This window comes from Micromonospora sp. DT43 (assembly GCF_049841645.1).
Taxonomy (GTDB): Bacteria; Actinomycetota; Actinomycetes; order Mycobacteriales; family Micromonosporaceae; genus Micromonospora.
Genome location: NZ_JBNCKR010000003.1, coordinates 281,792 through 296,849, shown reverse-complemented (window position 1 = coordinate 296,849; position 15,058 = coordinate 281,792). Strand labels below are relative to the sequence as shown.

15 protein-coding genes are annotated in these 15,058 nt (G+C 71.6%); 7 read left to right on the top strand and 8 right to left on the bottom strand.

The genetic code is table 11. From position 1 onward, the window contains the following. The first annotated feature begins 18 nt into the window (after window positions 1-18). Window positions 19-660: an NAD(P)-dependent oxidoreductase gene (locus ACLQ26_RS09145; protein ID WP_425744024.1), complete on the top strand. Its 642-nt coding sequence runs from the start codon at window positions 19-21 to the stop codon at window positions 658-660. An 8-nt stretch (window positions 661-668) separates the two neighbouring features. On the opposite strand, the gene ACLQ26_RS09140 is transcribed toward ACLQ26_RS09145, so the two are convergent. Continuing rightward, on the bottom strand, window positions 669-1,133 hold the full coding sequence (locus tag ACLQ26_RS09140; protein WP_357493953.1) for a PPOX class F420-dependent oxidoreductase: 465 nt from the start codon (window positions 1,131-1,133) through the stop codon (window positions 669-671). 120 nt (window positions 1,134-1,253) lie between these two features. Here ACLQ26_RS09140 and ACLQ26_RS09135 point away from each other — a divergent pair, with 120 nt between their 5' ends. Beyond that, entirely contained in the window at window positions 1,254-2,063 is an 810-nt protein-coding gene (locus ACLQ26_RS09135) for an ABC transporter ATP-binding protein (RefSeq protein ID WP_425744023.1), read from the top strand. Continuing rightward, on the top strand, window positions 2,060-4,666 hold the full coding sequence (locus tag ACLQ26_RS09130) for an FtsX-like permease family protein (protein ID WP_425744022.1): 2,607 nt from the start codon (window positions 2,060-2,062) through the stop codon (window positions 4,664-4,666). The genes ACLQ26_RS09135 and ACLQ26_RS09130 overlap by 4 nt, the downstream gene beginning before the upstream one ends. On the opposite strand, the gene ACLQ26_RS09125 is transcribed toward ACLQ26_RS09130, so the two are convergent. From ACLQ26_RS09125 to ACLQ26_RS09115, 3 genes are all read right to left on the bottom strand, one after another. Next, window positions 4,667-5,326, bottom strand: coding sequence for a response regulator (locus tag ACLQ26_RS09125; protein WP_425744021.1), 660 nt, complete (start codon window positions 5,324-5,326; stop codon window positions 4,667-4,669). It lies immediately after the preceding gene. Continuing rightward, window positions 5,314-6,483 carry a histidine kinase gene (locus ACLQ26_RS09120; protein ID WP_425744020.1) on the bottom strand — a complete coding sequence of 390 codons (1,170 nt, stop codon included), beginning with the start codon at window positions 6,481-6,483 and terminating at the stop codon, window positions 5,314-5,316. The genes ACLQ26_RS09125 and ACLQ26_RS09120 overlap by 13 nt, the downstream gene beginning before the upstream one ends. Before the next feature lie 103 nt (window positions 6,484-6,586). Further along, window positions 6,587-7,225 (bottom strand): DUF6642 family protein, encoded by a 639-nt coding sequence (locus tag ACLQ26_RS09115; RefSeq protein WP_266249300.1) that lies wholly within the window; start codon window positions 7,223-7,225, stop codon window positions 6,587-6,589. 305 nt (window positions 7,226-7,530) lie between these two features. Between ACLQ26_RS09115 and ACLQ26_RS09110 the strand changes: the two genes are divergently transcribed. Further along, window positions 7,531-8,319 carry a D-Ala-D-Ala carboxypeptidase family metallohydrolase gene (locus tag ACLQ26_RS09110; protein ID WP_425744019.1) on the top strand — a complete coding sequence of 263 codons (789 nt, stop codon included), beginning with the start codon at window positions 7,531-7,533 and terminating at the stop codon, window positions 8,317-8,319. A 101-nt stretch (window positions 8,320-8,420) separates the two neighbouring features. Here the strand turns inward: ACLQ26_RS09110 and ACLQ26_RS09105 are convergent, their stop codons facing one another. The 4 genes from ACLQ26_RS09105 to ACLQ26_RS09090 form a co-directional block, all read right to left on the bottom strand. Continuing rightward, a complete protein-coding gene (locus ACLQ26_RS09105) occupies window positions 8,421-8,912 on the bottom strand; it encodes a hypothetical protein (protein ID WP_425744018.1) in 492 nt (163 codons plus the stop codon). Window positions 8,913-9,000: 88 nt separating this feature from the next. Next, window positions 9,001-10,425, bottom strand: a complete 1,425-nt coding sequence (locus tag ACLQ26_RS09100) for an ATP-binding protein (RefSeq protein ID WP_425744017.1) — start codon at window positions 10,423-10,425, stop codon at window positions 9,001-9,003. A gap of 97 nt (window positions 10,426-10,522) precedes the next feature. Further along, window positions 10,523-11,245 carry a response regulator transcription factor gene (locus ACLQ26_RS09095; RefSeq protein WP_425744393.1) on the bottom strand — a complete coding sequence of 241 codons (723 nt, stop codon included), beginning with the start codon at window positions 11,243-11,245 and terminating at the stop codon, window positions 10,523-10,525. Beyond that, window positions 11,224-12,477, bottom strand: a complete 1,254-nt coding sequence (locus ACLQ26_RS09090; RefSeq protein WP_425744016.1) for a sensor histidine kinase — start codon at window positions 12,475-12,477, stop codon at window positions 11,224-11,226. Before ACLQ26_RS09090 ends, ACLQ26_RS09095 begins: the two co-directional genes overlap by 22 nt. A gap of 132 nt (window positions 12,478-12,609) precedes the next feature. Here ACLQ26_RS09090 and ACLQ26_RS09085 point away from each other — a divergent pair, with 132 nt between their 5' ends. From ACLQ26_RS09085 to ACLQ26_RS09075, 3 genes are read left to right on the top strand one after another with little or no spacing between them, the layout of a single operon-like run. After that, entirely contained in the window at window positions 12,610-13,506 is an 897-nt protein-coding gene (locus tag ACLQ26_RS09085; protein ID WP_425744015.1) for an ABC transporter ATP-binding protein, read from the top strand. Further along, window positions 13,503-14,300 (top strand): ABC transporter permease, encoded by a 798-nt coding sequence (locus ACLQ26_RS09080; protein ID WP_425744014.1) that lies wholly within the window; start codon window positions 13,503-13,505, stop codon window positions 14,298-14,300. The genes ACLQ26_RS09085 and ACLQ26_RS09080 overlap by 4 nt, the downstream gene beginning before the upstream one ends. A 2-nt stretch (window positions 14,301-14,302) precedes the next feature. Next, window positions 14,303-15,040 (top strand): YqeB family protein, encoded by a 738-nt coding sequence (locus ACLQ26_RS09075; RefSeq protein ID WP_425744013.1) that lies wholly within the window; start codon window positions 14,303-14,305, stop codon window positions 15,038-15,040. The last annotated feature ends 18 nt before the right edge of the window (window positions 15,041-15,058 follow it).

Sequence of the window (15,058 nt, the reverse complement as noted above, 5' to 3'; positions counted from 1 at the left end):
GGTCCCTAGCCTGAGCTGGTGAGCAGCATCGTCGTGTTTGGCGCGGGCGGCACCGCCGGGTCGCGGGTCACCGCCGAGGCGGTCGACCGTGGGCACCTGGTGATCGCCGCGGTCCGTCGCCCGGAGGCCACCTCGTACCTGCCGGCCGGGGTAACGACCGTCACCGGCGACGCCACAAGCGAGCGCAGCGTCCGGGAGTTGGCGCCGGACGCGGACGCGCTGGTGGTGGCGATCGGCGGCGGCGAGCGCGGGCTGTGGCGCGACGCCGCGGAGAACCTGGTCACCACGCTGCGGTCGATGCCGTCCGCGCCGCGGATCATTCACCTGGGCGGCGGGTCGACCCTGCTCACCCCGCGTGGCACCCGCATCCTGGACGAGCCGGACTTCCCGGAGCGGTACCGGGAAGCGGCGCTGGGCCAGGCCGACGCCCTGGACTACTACCGCAGCGCCGCAGACGGGGTGAGCTGGACGTACGTGTCGCCGCCGCCGCTGGAGTTCCACCCCGGCGACCGCACCGGGCACTACCGCACCGGCACCGACGAGCCGGTCACCGACGACCAGGGCCGGTCGGTGCTCACCTACGAGGACCTGGCGGTCGCGATCGTCGACGAGATCGAGCAGCCCCGGTACGTCAACACCCGCTTCACCGCCGCGTACTGAGAAGGGCGTCAGTCGGCGAGACGGGCCGGGAAGCCGCCGGTGGCGATGGGACCCCAGGCGTCGATGGTGACCCGGATCAGCGACTTGCCCTGGCGCACCATTGCCGCCCGGTAGTCGTCCCAGTCCGGGTGCTCGCCGGAGATGCTGCGGAAGTACTCGACCAACGGCTCCAGCGCCTCGGGCAGGTCCAGCACCTCGGCGGTGCCGTCGAGCTGCACCCACGGACCGTTCCAGTCGTCCGAGAGCACGCAGGCCGAGACCCGGGGGTCACGACGGATGTTCGTCACCTTCGCCCGCTCGGGATAGGTGGACACGACGAGCCGGCCCTGGCCGTCGATGCCGGCGGAGACCGGCGAGGACTGCGGGCGGCCGTCGGCCCGGGTGGTCATCAGCACGACACGGTGCCGGGGCCGGAGGAAGTCGAGCAGGGCGTCCCGGTCGACCCGGGTGTTCTTCGCGATGCTGGGTGCCATTCCCCGTTCCTACCAGGGGTCGAGGGCCGCGGAACACCGGGGCACTACCGCCAGCTGTACCTCTTTTTCGGTGGCGTGCCGTATCGGCCAGGGCCGCCACCGTTCCTAGCATCGGACGGCATGAGACCACACAGGGAGCCGTCGGAACGGCCTGTCCCACCCGCGGAGACCGCCGCGGCCGGCTCCCTACAGACCCGTGCGGCGCCGGCAGCGGTGTGCCTGGAGTCGGTGTCGAAGGAGTACGGGTCGGGAAGGAACGCGGTACGGGCCCTCGATGCGGTGACAGCCGCGTTCCCGCGCGGCACCTTCACCGCCGTCATGGGCCCGTCCGGGTCGGGCAAGAGCACATTTCTGAACTGTGCGGCCGGCCTGGACCGGCCGACGTCGGGCCGGGTCATGCTGGGTGACACGGAGCTGTCCAGCCGGTCGGAGCGCGAGTTGACCGAGCTGCGACGCGACCGGATCGGGTTCGTCTTCCAGGCGTACAACCTGCTGGGGGCGCTTACCGTCGAGGAGAACGTCACGCTGCCGCTGCGGCTGGCGGAGCGGAGGACCGATCGGGCGTTCCTGCGGGAAGTGCTGACCGCGGTCGGTCTCGGCGAGCAGGTCAAGCGGCGGCCGAACGAGCTTTCCGGCGGTCAGCAGCAGCGGGTCGCGGTCGCCCGCGCGCTGATCACCCACCCGGATGTGGTCGTCGCCGACGAGCCGACAGGTGCGCTGGACACCCGGTCCAGCAGGCAGGTTCTGGAGCTGCTGCGACACATCGTCGACGACATGGGGCAGACGGTGCTCATGGTCACCCACGACCCGGTTGCCGCCTCCTTCGCCGACTCGGTCGTGTTCCTGGCCGACGGCAGGATCGCGGGCCGGCTGACCCGACCCACCACGGAGCAGATCGCGTCGCGTATGACGCACCTGGGCGAGTGGTGATCCGCCGCATCCGGCGGCTGATCCGCCTCGTGGTGCCGTACCCCAGAGATCTGTCACTGGCGTGGAGCACGATCAAGGGGCGCAAGGGCGGTTTCGTCGGCTCCTTCGTCGCGATCGCCGCGGGCTCGGCGGTCATCACCGCCTGCGGGACCCTGCTGATGTCCGGACTCGGCACCGGCGTGGCCCCCGAGCGCTACTCGGGGACGGCTGTGGTTCTCGGCGGTCAGCAGTCGTTCCGGCTGGACGAGACCTCCGAGGTCCGCTACAGCGAGCGCGTCACGTTGCCCGCCGACAAGGTGGCCGCCGTCGCCGCGGTGCCAGGTGTCCGGTCGGCGATCGGAGACGTCAACGTCGAGGTCAGCGTGCTGACCCGGAACGGCGACACGGTGCCCGGCCCGGACGGCTTCCCGGTGTTCGGGCACGGCTGGTCCGCCGCGGCGCTCGCGCCGTTCCGGGTCCGCGAGGGCCGGGCGCCCGCCGCGCCCGACGAAGTCGTGCTCGACGCCGGCCTCGCCGCGCGCGGCGGCGTGTCGCTCGACGAGACCGTGCGCCTCGTGGTCGGCTCGATCCCGTCGTCCTATCGCGTGGTGGGCATCGCCACCGTTCAGGGGGGCGGGTTGGATCGGCAGTCCGCCGTGTTCGTCACCGACGATCAGGCGACCAAGCTGTCCGGCCGTCCGGACCGGGTGGACGCCGTCGGCGTGCTCGCGGCGCCCGGAGCCACCCCGGAGCAGTTGGCCGAGCGCATCACGGCGGCCGTACCGGGCGTGCTGGCGCACACCGGCACGGGACGCGGCGACGTGGAGTTCCTGGACGTCGGCGCCGCCCGCAGTCTGGTGGTCGAGACGGCGGCGTCGTTCGGCGGCACCATGGTGCTGATCGTGGTGTTCGTGGTGGCGAGCACCCTCGCCCTGTCGGTGCGGCAGCGCAGACGAGAACTGGCCCTGCTACGTGCCATCGGCGCGACACCTCAGCAGATCCACTGGATGATCGGCGCCGAGATGACAATCGTGTCGTCGGTGGGCGCCGTGGTCGGCGCAGTGCCCGGCGTGGCGCTCGCATTCGTCATGCGCGGCGTGTTCGTCCTCGCGGACGCGATGCCCCCGGACTTCCGGATGCGGGTGGGGTTTCTGCCGGTCCTGGCCTCGCTGGTGTTGTGCGTGACAAGCGCCCGGCTTGCCGGCTGGCTGGTCGCGCGGCGGGTGGCCAAGGTCAGCCCGGTCGAGGCTCTCGGCGACGCCACGGTCGAGCCCAGGAGGATCGGCCGGGTCCGGTTGATCATCGGCGTTCTCCTCATCCCGCTCGGGCTGCTGCTGACCTTCGGCAATGTCGCGTCACCTGGCGACTCGGTCGCCGACACGGCCGGGAGCGCGGTCCTGTTGTTCGTCGTGGCGCTCGGATGTCTTGGACCCCAACTGCTTCGGGGCGTCATCGTGCTGTTCGGCTCGCGCCTCAACCGGCAGTCCACGGCCAGCGGGTTCCTCGCCCAGGCCAACGCACGGACCAACTCGCAGCGGCTCAGTTCGGCGACCGTACCGCTGGCCATGGGCGTGACCCTGGCCGCCGTGCAGGTGTTCGGCGCCTCCACGGCGATCGCGGGGGCGCAGCACCAACTTGAGGACGGCCTGCGGGCCGACCACGTGCTGACCGCGTCGTCCGGTGCCGGGGTGTCCCCGGGAGTCGTGGACGCCGTGCGCAGCGTGCCCGGCGTCGCCGTGGCGACGCCGGTGGCCCGGATGCAGGTGCTGTTGACCTTCCCGTCCGAGGACAGCACCGCGACCAGGGTCTTCGCCGCCCAGGGCGTAGAGCCCGAACGGCTGTCCGAAACCATGGATCTCGCGGTGGACCAGGGCGACATCGCGGAACTGCGTGGCGAGGCGGTGGCGCTGAGCCGAGTCGTCGCGCAGACCGTCCGAGCGAGAGTCGGCGAAACTGTCGACCTCCGGCTCGGCGACGGCACGCTTGTCGAGCCACGGGTGGTGGCGATCTACGAGAACGGCCTGGGTTTCGGGGATGTCGCCCTGCCCAACGACCTCGTCGTGGCCCACACCACCGCGCGGGTGGACGCCGCGGTGCTGATCCGATCGGTGGACGGGACCGACCCGGAGGCGCTCGCCGGCGCGCTGCGTGGCGTCGTCGCACGCTACCCGACGGTCCAGGTCGGGGACCGGCAGACGTTCCTGGCCGCCCCGGGGCCCGGCGGCTCCGGTGACTGGGCGTTGAACCTGCTGTTCCAGACGGTACTGCTGGGCTACATCGCCATCGCCGTGGTGAACACCCTCGTGATGGCCACGACGGCGCGGGTTCGCGAGTTCGCGATGCTGCAACTCATCGGTGCCAGCCGGGACCAGCTCCGCGCGATGATGAACGGCGAGGCCAGAATCGTGGTCTTCGCGGCGCTGCTGCTCGGTTTGTTGGCAACGATTCCACCGCTGATCGGCATCAGCCGCGGACTGACGCGGTCGCCCGTTCCGAGCATCTCTTTCACCGGGCTCATCGCGATCGTGACGCTCACCATCGCGCTCTCCTGGGGTGCGATCAGAGTGGCCACCCGGTACGCGTTGCGACAGGCGCCCGTCGACGCGACAGGCGGTCGTGAGTGATCAACGACCGCTCACCTGGCCCGCGGCGTTGAGGTAGGCGAGGACGGCGAGGACGCGGCGATGGCCGCTGTCGGTCACGGCGAGGCCGAGCTTGGCGAAGATGTTGCCGATGTGCTTGTGGACAGCGTTGTCGGTGATGACCAACCGCGTACCGATGGCGTTGTTGTCGTGGCCCTGTGCCATCAGTGCGAGTACCTCGCGTTCCCGGGGAGTGAGGGCGGCGATCGGGTCGCCTGCGCGTTGCACGAGCTGCGCGATGACCTCGGGATCCATCGCGGTGCCACCGGCGGCGACGCGGCGCAGCGCGTCGACGAACGCGTCCACCCGGCTGACCCGGTCCTTGAGGAGATAGCCGACGCCGCCGCCGCTGCTGGAGAGCAGTTCGGCGGCGTACTGCTGTTCGACGTACTGCGACAGCACCAGAACCGGCAGGCCGGGGCGCTCCCGCCGGGCCTGCAGGGCAGCGCGGATTCCTTCGTCGCGAAACGACGGCGGCAGCCGGACATCGACGATTGTCACGTCGGGTCGGTGCTCCCGCACGGCCGCTAGGAAACCCGCCGCGTCGTCGGCGATGGCGACGATCTGGAAGCCCGCGCGCCCCAGCAGCAGTTCCAGTCCGGAGGACAGCAGTACGTTGTCTTCGGCGATCACGACCCGCACGGCAGCTCCACGGTGAGGGTCGTCGGCCCGCCGGCCGGGCTGTCAACGTGGACGGTGCCGTCGAGCGCCAGCACCCGGCGGCGGATGCCCGCTACGCCGGTGCCCCGTCGATCGTCGATGCCGCCGGTACCGTTGTCGGTGACCAGCACCGACAACCGGTCCCCCGTGCGGCTGACCCGTACGCCGGCCGCGGTGGCTCGGCTGTGTCTGGTGACGTTTGTGAGCGCCTCGGCGACGGCGAAGTAGACGACGGCCTCCACGGCCGGCGTCACCCGTTCGAGGTCGCCGATGTCCAACCGGGTCGGCACCCCGCAGCCGGTGGTCACGGCCGTCAGGGCGCCGTGCAGGCCCCGGTCGGCGAGGATCGGCGGATAGACGGACCGGATCACCTCGCGCAGTTCGGTCATCGCCTCCTCGGTTCCTTCGTGTGCGTCCCGAAGAAGTCCTTCCACGAACTGCTCGTCCCGCGGATTGTCGGAGAACGCCTGCCGGGCCACGGCCAGCCGCATCGCGATGGCCACCAGCCGAGCCTGGGTGCCGTCGTGCAGATCGCGCTCGATCCGGCGCAGCTCCGCGCCGTGCGCGTCGAGCACGTCGGCACGGGTGCGGGTCAGCACGGCAACCCTTTCGGCGAGCTGTTCGTCGGTCGAGCCAGACAGCACCACCAGGCAGATGCGTGCGTGCGCGCGGGCGATCGGCGGGAAGCCCACGTACGCGAGTGTGGCGAGCAGGAGGATCTGCAGCGGACCGAGGGTGAGAGCTGTCGCCCAGCCCGTAACCGGTACGTCGACGAACAGCCGTGGCCGACCCTCCAGCGTGAAGGCCCACCACAGCGGTGTGGCGATCACCGCGACTGCGATGTTACCCACGCACAGCAGCGCGGGTAGGCCGAACACCACCCCGGTCAGCGCGTTCACCGGTAGCCAGAGCAGCGCGCGAGAGGTGGGGCCCGTGACGGGATCGGCCCGTGCCCGGCGGCCCTCCGCAGGCCCAACGGAGAGCGACGCCAACGGCGCACCCAGCAGCCTGCCGGCACGCCCACGGTGCCAGTTCGCCCAGAGCCTGGCGAGCCGGGGGACGCACAGCAGCGGCAGCACGAGCACTGTGGTGACCCCGGAGAACAGTGAGCCCAGCAGGTAGACCCCGCTGCGCCGCACCTGCACCCACCGCCGCCCCGACGTCACAGGGTCCCGTTCCCTCCGCTGTTCTTCGCGATGCTGCCCGTCATCACCCGTCCTGCCATCCACCGGCGGCCGCGGGTCAGCGGGGGCCGGCGGCGGCGCGGTGCACCGCCTGGGTGGGCACGCGGGGCCGACCGACCGGGCGCCAGGCCCGGCCGTTGGCATAGATCACCCGAAAGCCGAGGTACGAGGCCAGCGGCGCCCAGTGCGCGGAACCCATCCGCAGTTCGGCGGCATTGTGCCGCTGCCCGTTCGCCAGCACGTCGAGCAGGACGGTTTCGAAGGCGGCCGACTCGACCCAGTCGACGTCCCGGGTGAAACCGCAGATCAGGGCGGCCCCGGTGACCTCCAGGAACTCGCGCAGCACCGCGTCCGACGCGCGTAGGACGGAACAGCTGCCGAAATAGAGCCGGCGCCCCTCGCAGCGGCCGGCCATCAGCTCGGCCACCTCGTTCAGCTCCACCGACTGCCAGTCGGTGAGGCAGAGCCGACTCGGCTCGCCGTGCATGGCGAAGAAGCCGACGCGGTGGTCGGCGTACTGCTTGAGCAGCCAGCGGTCCAGGAAGTAGAACAGCTCGTCGCGGGTGGCCGCGTCCTTGTGAATGAAGCGGATCTTGCCCAGCCGCTCCAGCAACTCCAGGGTGGGCAGCACGGAGCCGCGTTCGTTGAGGTCACGGTGCCACTGACCCTCGACACAGAAGACGCCACCGCGTGCCACGTGCACCTCCGCCAGTCCGCCGCCCGGGGCTGACGTTACCGGCCCCCGACGGGCGAGGAACATCACCCTGGGTGTGACCGATTGCGACGTTCGGTGCAGTTCTCCCGTCACCGGGCTGATCGGGGGGAAATGGCTGTTTCGCAAATCAGTCGAATTCCCAGCCGATGCCCAGGAACAACGAATCGTGAGGACAATTCTCGTTAATTGCCGCCTAGGGCACCGATCAGTGCGAGGGTGGAAATCACGGGACGTCCCGGTCGATGTCCCGAAGCAACCCCATTCGCTCTCCTATCGGGAGGACTTCTGTGCGCGTAAACACCTTGAAGCGAGTTGCTGTCGCTTTCGCCCTGGCGCTGCCCGGGGCAGCGATCGCCTCGGTGGTCGCCGCGCCGGCAGCGTACGCGGACGGCTGCTACACCTGGAACCGCAACCTGTACCAGGGGCGCTCCGGCGACGACGTCCGCCAGCTGCAGATCCGGGTCGCCGGCTGGGCCGGCTACCGGGACATCGTGGAGAACGACGGTCGCTACGGACCGAAGACCGCCGCCGCGGTCAAGCGGTTCCAGCAGGCGTACGGGCTGCGCGCCGACGGCGTCGCGGGCCCGCAGACCTACGCCAAGCTGTACCAGCTCCAGGACAACGACTGCACGCCCGCGCACTTCACCTACAGCGAGCTGGACAACGGCTGCGGCGGCAGCGGGTGGAGCGGCGGCCCGGTGTCGGCGAGCCAGACGAAGCAGAACGCGCTGCGCACCATGTGGAAGTTGGAGGCGCTGCGCAAGAGCCTCGGCGACAAGCCGCTGAACGTGTCGAGCGGCTTCCGCAGCCGCGCCTGCAACAACCAGGTGGGCGGCGCGTCGGACAGCCAGCACCTGTACGGCAACGCCGCCGACGTCACCTCGCGGACGTCCTCGCTGTGCACGGTGGCCAAGACCGCCCGCAACAAGGGCTTCAGCGGGATCTACGGGCCGGGCTACCCGGACCACGACGACCACGTGCACGTCGACTCGCGTCGCGAGAACAACAGCGACAACAGCTCGAACACGACGAGCTGGTCCGCGCCGGACTGCGGCATCGGCGCCGGCAACGACTGAACGAGCCGGCAGTGTGACGTCGGCCCGGCGCGGGTGGGTGGGGAACCTCCGCGTCGGGCCGACGTCGTGTCGACCCCGGACAGGGCGTGGGGTGGCGCCGCTCAGCTCGCCCGGGGCCAGCGCGGCGCGGTGACGGGGGGAGTCACCGGCCGGCCGGCAGAGCCCTGCCGTACCCCCGCAGGGGTGACCCGCGCGGCCTGGTGTCGCGCCGGCAGCCCGCCGCGGCCGGGGGCCGGCGCCGGATAGCCGGCGGTCGTCGCCGGCCGGACGCCTGTGGGGCGGGCCGACGACGGACCGGTCGCGGTGAACGGGAAGGGCACGTGCACGAAGGGGTTGCCGTGCTGGATCAACGCTTCGATCTGCCGCTCGTTGAGCCCGTGTGTCTCCAGGACCCGACGCCCCCACCTGTGCAGTCGGCACGGGTAGGAGGCGCCGTCGTTGCGGCACAGCGGCCCGGTCGGCCATTCCTCGGCGGTGTGCACGACCACCGCCCGGACCGCGAGCCGGACATCCTCGGGGGTCAGTGGTGCCGGCACCGGCACCTCACCCAGCACCAGGTCGATGGGATCCGTCGACTGCTCACCAACACGCACGGCAGGCCTCCCGCAGTTCAGCAGCGGTACGGCGGACTCACCGCACCGACATCCTCGGGCAGTGGTACGGCCGGCATCGGACGAAGGTTCAATTCCGGTACGCGCTGAGCAGATCGTCCGGCGACAGCACATGGATCCCTTCGACAGCGCTGCCGCTGCGCGAGACGGCGAGGGTCGGCACCGATTCGTCGGCACCGGGCAACCGGGATCGGTGCAGGAGCAGTCGGCCCAGGTCATGCGCGTCGAAGGGTCCGCTCTCCTGCCACTTGATCGATCCGACGAAGCAGATGCGCGCCGCCACGGGCGCACGATCGGCGCCGACGATGTCGATCTCCGGATCATTGGTCCGCGTCCAGTAGCCGCCGATCACCGGCGCTTCCGCTGGCAGGTGATCCACAGGCAGCCGACGCAGCGCCTCTCGGACGACGGGCTCGATGACTCTCCCGCGCCAGGACGTCCACGACCCGGTGATCCGATCCAGGGTGAGATCACCTCGACCTCGTTCGATCTCCGCGAGGTGTGGGCCCAGGAAGGAGAGCCAGAATCGCAGGTACGGATCGGCCACGACGTACCGAGTTTCCCGGGACGGCTTCGTCGACAGTGGGAGTGCGTCGTCCACCACCCGCTTCTGGGCCAGAAGTCGCAGAGCTCGGCTCAGTGACGCCTGCGGGAGATCCCCTGCGGCACGCGCAATCAGTGAGAAGGTCCGCTCACCCGAGCCGATCGCCCGCAGCACCAGGCCGGCCTGGGACTGCGCCGGGAACTCGGCCGCCAGTGCCCGCTCGCCGCTGACCAGCAGGGCCGAGGTCGGATCCGGTACCGCGGCGCTCAGATACTCGCGCACTGATGCGCCGGTCGGCCACTCGTCGAGAATCAGTGGCAGACCACCGGACACGAGGTAGGCGTCGAACGCGTCGGCGGCCGACAGGTCGAGCATGTCGCGGACGTCGGCCGGGCTCAACGGCGGTATGACCATCTCGGTGGCACGCTGGTGAAACGGTCGGCCGTAGTCGTTGAGCGCCTCCATCATCGCCAGGTCGGACCCGACACAGATCAGCAGGACCGGAAGCCGGGAGAGCTCACGGTCGAAGATCTTCTGCAGGGTGCCCTCGAATCCCGGGTCGGTCTCGATGAGGTACGGCATCTCATCGAGGACGACGACGCTCGGCCGATCGGTCGGCAGCGCGGCGGCGAGCAGACTGAGTGCGGCGTCCCACGTCCGTGGTTGCTGTCCCCGGAGCAGTTGCGCGCCCGGCAGCGTCGATGCGGCCGCCGCTTCCACGAAGAGCGCGAGATCGGCCGTGACGATCGGCTGCGCCGAGGCGGTAAAGAAGAGGTGTGGCACCTCCGCTCGCTCGACGAACTCCTCCACGAGGCGCGACTTGCCGACCCGGCGGCGACCGCGCATCAGCAGGGCCCGGCCGGGTCGACCGGCACGGCCCCCGCGTTCGACCCGCGCGAGTGCCCCCTTCAGCACGGCCAGCTCCCGCTCTCGTCCCACGAAGCCGTCCACGACACCATCCTTGAGGCTCTCATTTTTGGAACACTCATGGCTGAGTGTATCAACGACGGTGGCACCAGATGGCTTGGTGATGCGGTTCGACGTGCCCTCAGACGAGGTCGGCGTCGTGCACCAGCAGGGCCACCTGGACCCGGTTGTTGAGATCGAGTCGGGTCAGCAGCCGGGAGACGTACGCCTTCACCGTCGCGACGCTCATGAACAACTCCCCCGCGATCTCCGCGTTGGTGCGGCCCCGCCCCAGCGCGACCGCCACCTGACGCTCCCGCTCGCTGAGCCCACCGAGCAGCCGCAGCGCCCGCTCGCGACGCGGATCAGGGCCGGCCAGACCCGGGGTGGCGGCGGTCACGTGGTCGATGAGCGTGCGGGTCACCGTCGGGGAGAGCGTCGCCTCACCCGCGGCGACCCGGCGTACCGCGTGCACGATGTCCGCCGGAGGGGTGTCCTTGAGCAGGAAACCGGCCGCCCCGGCGCGCAGCGCCCGCAGCACCTGCTCGTCGGCGTCGAAGGTGGTCAACACCAGCACCTCCGGCGGGTGCGGCTGGGCACGCAGCGCCTCGGTGGCGGTGAGCCCGTCCACCCGGGGCATCCGGATGTCCATCAGGACCACGTCCGGGGCGTACGCGACGATCGCCGCCGGGACCTCGCCGCCGTCGGCCGCCTCGCCCACCACCAGCAGATCCGGCAGGCCGCCGAGGATCATCGAGAGGCCGGCCCGGACCAGCGCGTCGTCGTCCACGATCAGCACCCGCACCGGCGGCGTGCCGGTCCCGGCCCCACCGGGCGCGCCGGTCACGCCGGCCACGGCAGCCAGGCGGCCAGGCGGAAGTCGCCAGCGTCGTCCCGACCGTAGGCCAGCCGACCGCCGGCAAGCGTGACGCGCTCGCTGATACCCACCAGGCCGGTGCCGGCGCCCGGCAGACCGTCGCCGGCCGGGGTGCCGACGGGCCAGCGGTTGCCGATCGTCACGGTCAGCCCGGCGCCCGGCCCGCCGGCGACGTCAACGGTGACCGCCGCGCCGGCCGCGTGCTTGCGGGCGTTGGTCAGCCCCTCCTGCACGATCCGGTACGCGGCCCGGCCCAGCGCCGCCGGCACCTCCCCCGACCGGTCCACGGTGTCGCTGACGTTTACCCGTACCCCTGCCGACCGCGATTCGGCGATCAGGGCCGGCAGGTCGGCGAGGGTGGGCTGCGGCGGCTCGGGGGCATCGCCGACGCTGTCGTCCTCGGCCCGGAGCACGCCGATGACCTCCCGCAGGTCCTGCAGGGCGGCGTGGGCGCTGCCCCGGATCACCCCGGCGGCCCTTGCCACCTCGTCGGCGGGAGCGTCGGGGCGGAACTCCAGCGCGCCTGCGTGCAGGCTGAGCAGCGAGATCCGGTGGGCCAGCACGTCGTGCATCTCCCGCGCGATCCGGGTGCGTTCGAGGTGGCGGGCCTGGGCCACCCGCAACTGCTGCTCGGACTCGGCGCGCTCGGCCCGGTCGCGCAGCGACACGATCAACTGCCGCCGGGCCCGGACGAACATCCCCCAGGCCAGCACGACGAGGCTGAACACCACACCCCACGCGGCGGTTTCCCAGTACGTCAGATTCGGGTCCGGACGCAGCCAACTGAAGCCCAGGTTGGTGATCAGGCCAGCGCCCGTGACCCCGATCGCGATGGCGGTGCGGCGGTGCACCACCACGGTGAAGTAGAAGATCAACAGCGGGACGCCGGCGGCCAACGAGAACAGGGTCAGCGGTATCGTCGCCACCACCAGGCCCAGCGGCCACCGGCGGCGCACCCAGAGCAGCCCGCAGCAGACCAGCCCGATCAGCGCGTCGACGCCGACCATCCAGTCGTGCGGGAGCGCGGTGGCGATAGTCGGGTCGGGCGCCAGGGCGTCGGCCGTGGCGAACAACACCCAGACCAGAGAGACCAGGAACGCCAGGCCGTCCACCACCCAGTCCCGGGTGGTGCGGCGCGGGTGTGCCCGGTCACGTTCGCCCGGCACGACCAGCTCCCCCGGCAGCAGCCAGGGGTGTTCCGGGACGGCGAGGCTGGTCACGGCCCCATGCTAGGCAGCCGACGGGCACCACGACCAGCTACCAAAGTCGAGACCCGAACGTCGACCAAGGTCGCTACGGCACCTACCGGCGGCCGCAGCGGATGGCCGGGCGATACGGGCACGCTGATCGGCATGATCACGGTAGAGAACCTCACCAAGCGGTACGGGCCACACCCGGCCGTCGACGACGTGTCGTTCCAGTGCGAGCCGGGCACCGTCACCGGCTTCCTCGGACCCAACGGCGCCGGCAAGTCCACCACGATGCGGATGATCTGTGGACTCACCGCACCGACCGCCGGCCGCGCCACCGTCTCCGGGCAGCCGTACCGCCAGCTGCCCAACCCGGGGCGGGAGGTCGGGGTGCTGCTGGACGCCTCCGCCCAGCACGCCGGGCGCACCGGCCGCGAGGCGTTGACGCTGTCCGCGTACACCATGGGGTTGGACCGGCGCGAGGTCGCCGCGAAGCTCGACCTGGTGGGGTTGAACGCGGTGGCGGCGAAGCGTCGGGTACGGGCGTACTCGTTGGGCATGCGCCAGCGGCTCGGGCTGGCGCACGCGCTGCTCGGCGACCCCCGGGTGTTGATCCTCGACGAGCCGGCCAACGGCCTGGATCCGGAGGGGATCTTCTGGATGCGCGGCCTGCTGCGCGACTTCGCCGACCGGGGCGGCACGGTGCTGCTCTCCTCCCACCTGCTGCGCGAGGTGGAGGCTGTCGCGGACCGGCTGGTGGTGATCGGGGGCGGCCGGATCGTGGCCCAGGGCGACAAGAACGAGCTGCTGGCGGGCGGCGGGACTGTGGTCCGGGCCCGCGACGGCGCGGCGCTGCGTCGCGCACTGGAACTGGCCGGGCTGAGCGCGGCCGACAGCTCGGAGGGGCTGCTCGTGCAGGCCGACGCCGAGGCGGTCGGCCAGGCCGCCGCCGATGCCGGCGTCGCGCTGGCCGAGCTGCGCCCCGCCGGCGGCGGTGGCCTCGAACAGCTCTTCCTCACCCTGACCGCCGGCGAATCCACCAAGGAGGCCGTCCGATGACCACCACCACCGCGCCCGCCGCCGACGCCGTCGTGCCCCGGCAGCACACTGCGGTACGCCGCCCGTCGCTGCTCCGGCTCACCGTCGTGGAGCTGCGCAAGCTCGTCGACACCCGGGCCGGTCGCTGGCTGCTGATCACCATCGGCCTGCTCACCGCCGCGATCGTCACCCTGCAACTGATCTACGCGGAGGAGGCCGACCAGACCTTCCTCAACTTCTTCGTCCCCTCGCTGCTGCCGGTGTCGGTGCTGCTGCCGGTGCTCGGCATCCTGTCGATCACCAGCGAGTGGTCGCAGCGGACGGCCCTCACCACGTACGCGCTGGTGCCCCGCCGGGAGCGGGTGGTGGCCGCGAAGCTTGTCGCCGTGGCGCTCACCGCGCTCGCCTCGGTGCTGACCAGCCTCGCCGTCGCCGCCGTCGGGACGCTCGTGGCGTCCGCCATCGGCGGCGCGGGCACCTGGCAGTTCGACTGGTCGCTGGTGCTGAACGCGGCGATCCTCCAGGTGACCAGCGTGTTGATGGGCGCGGCCTTCGGTCTGCTGCTGCTCAACCCGCCGCTGGCCATCGTCGGCTACCTGCTGCTGCCCACCCTGTGGGGGGTGCTCGGCGAGATGGTCAAGCCCCTGCGTGGCCCGTCCGAGTGGCTGGACACCAGCAAGACCATGGAACCGTTGTTCAGCAGCGACGCCGTCACCAGCGGGCAGTGGGGGCGGATAGCGGTGTCCCTGCTGGTCTGGATGGTCCTGCCGCTGGCCGCCGGCCTGTTCCGGACGCTGCGCCGCGAGGTGTCCTGACCATGGACCTGGCCGGATACCGACCCCGCACCGTGGTCAGCGGCGGCGTGGTCGAACTGGTCGTCATGTGGGGTGGCTTCCCGCTGGCCGGCGCGGGCGTCGGATGGCTCCTCGCGGCGACGACCGGCTGGCTCGCCCGGCTGCCCTGGGTGCCGTTCAGCGACCTGATCGAGTGGCTGGACCGGTTGCCCGAGCCGCAGGCCACCGCCGGCACGATCGGCGCGGGTGTCCTGGCCGGCCTGGTCGTCGCCGGGATGGGCACCGCCGAACGGCTGATCGTCACCGTCGACGCGGCGCAGGCCCGGCTGCGCCGCGCCGCGGAGAACCGGACAGTCGCGCGGGCCGACACCCGGGTGGCCTTCCTCGCCGACAAGCACCTGGTGCTGCTCGACGCCGACGGGGCGGAACTGGTCCGGGAGTCGACGGACCTGCCGGCCGCACGGCTCGCCGCCGCCTTCCAGGAGCACGGCTGGGTCTGGGCCGACGGCGACCCGCACCGGTCGGCGTACCGGCTGTGGGTGCCCGACCTGCCCGGCCTGCCCACCGGCGCGGAGGCGCTGCTGCGCGCCCGCGAGCGGGCGATCAAGCGGGACCGTCGCGACGACGCCCGCGAGCTGCGGCGCGAGCTGGGCCGGATCGGGGTGGTGCTGCGCGACGAGGGCAAGCGCCAGTACTGGCGGGCCGTCGTCCCCGGTGCGGGACGACCGACTTCGGCAGAGCGGGAGCCGGAGGGGCGGTAGCGTCTGTCCCAGAGAGAT

Excerpts from the sequence above, each read along its gene's own strand:
- ACLQ26_RS09140 (WP_357493953.1), bottom strand. The coding sequence starts at position 1,133 with ATGGCACCCAGCATCGCGAAGAACACCCGGGTCGACCGGGACGCCCTG.
- ACLQ26_RS09135 (WP_425744023.1), top strand. The coding sequence starts at position 1,254 with ATGAGACCACACAGGGAGCCGTCGGAACGGCCTGTCCCACCCGCGGAG.
- ACLQ26_RS09085 (WP_425744015.1), top strand. The coding sequence starts at position 12,610 with ATGATCACGGTAGAGAACCTCACCAAGCGGTACGGGCCACACCCGGCC.
- ACLQ26_RS09080 (WP_425744014.1), top strand. The coding sequence starts at position 13,503 with ATGACCACCACCACCGCGCCCGCCGCCGACGCCGTCGTGCCCCGGCAG.
- ACLQ26_RS09075 (WP_425744013.1), top strand. The coding sequence starts at position 14,303 with ATGGACCTGGCCGGATACCGACCCCGCACCGTGGTCAGCGGCGGCGTG.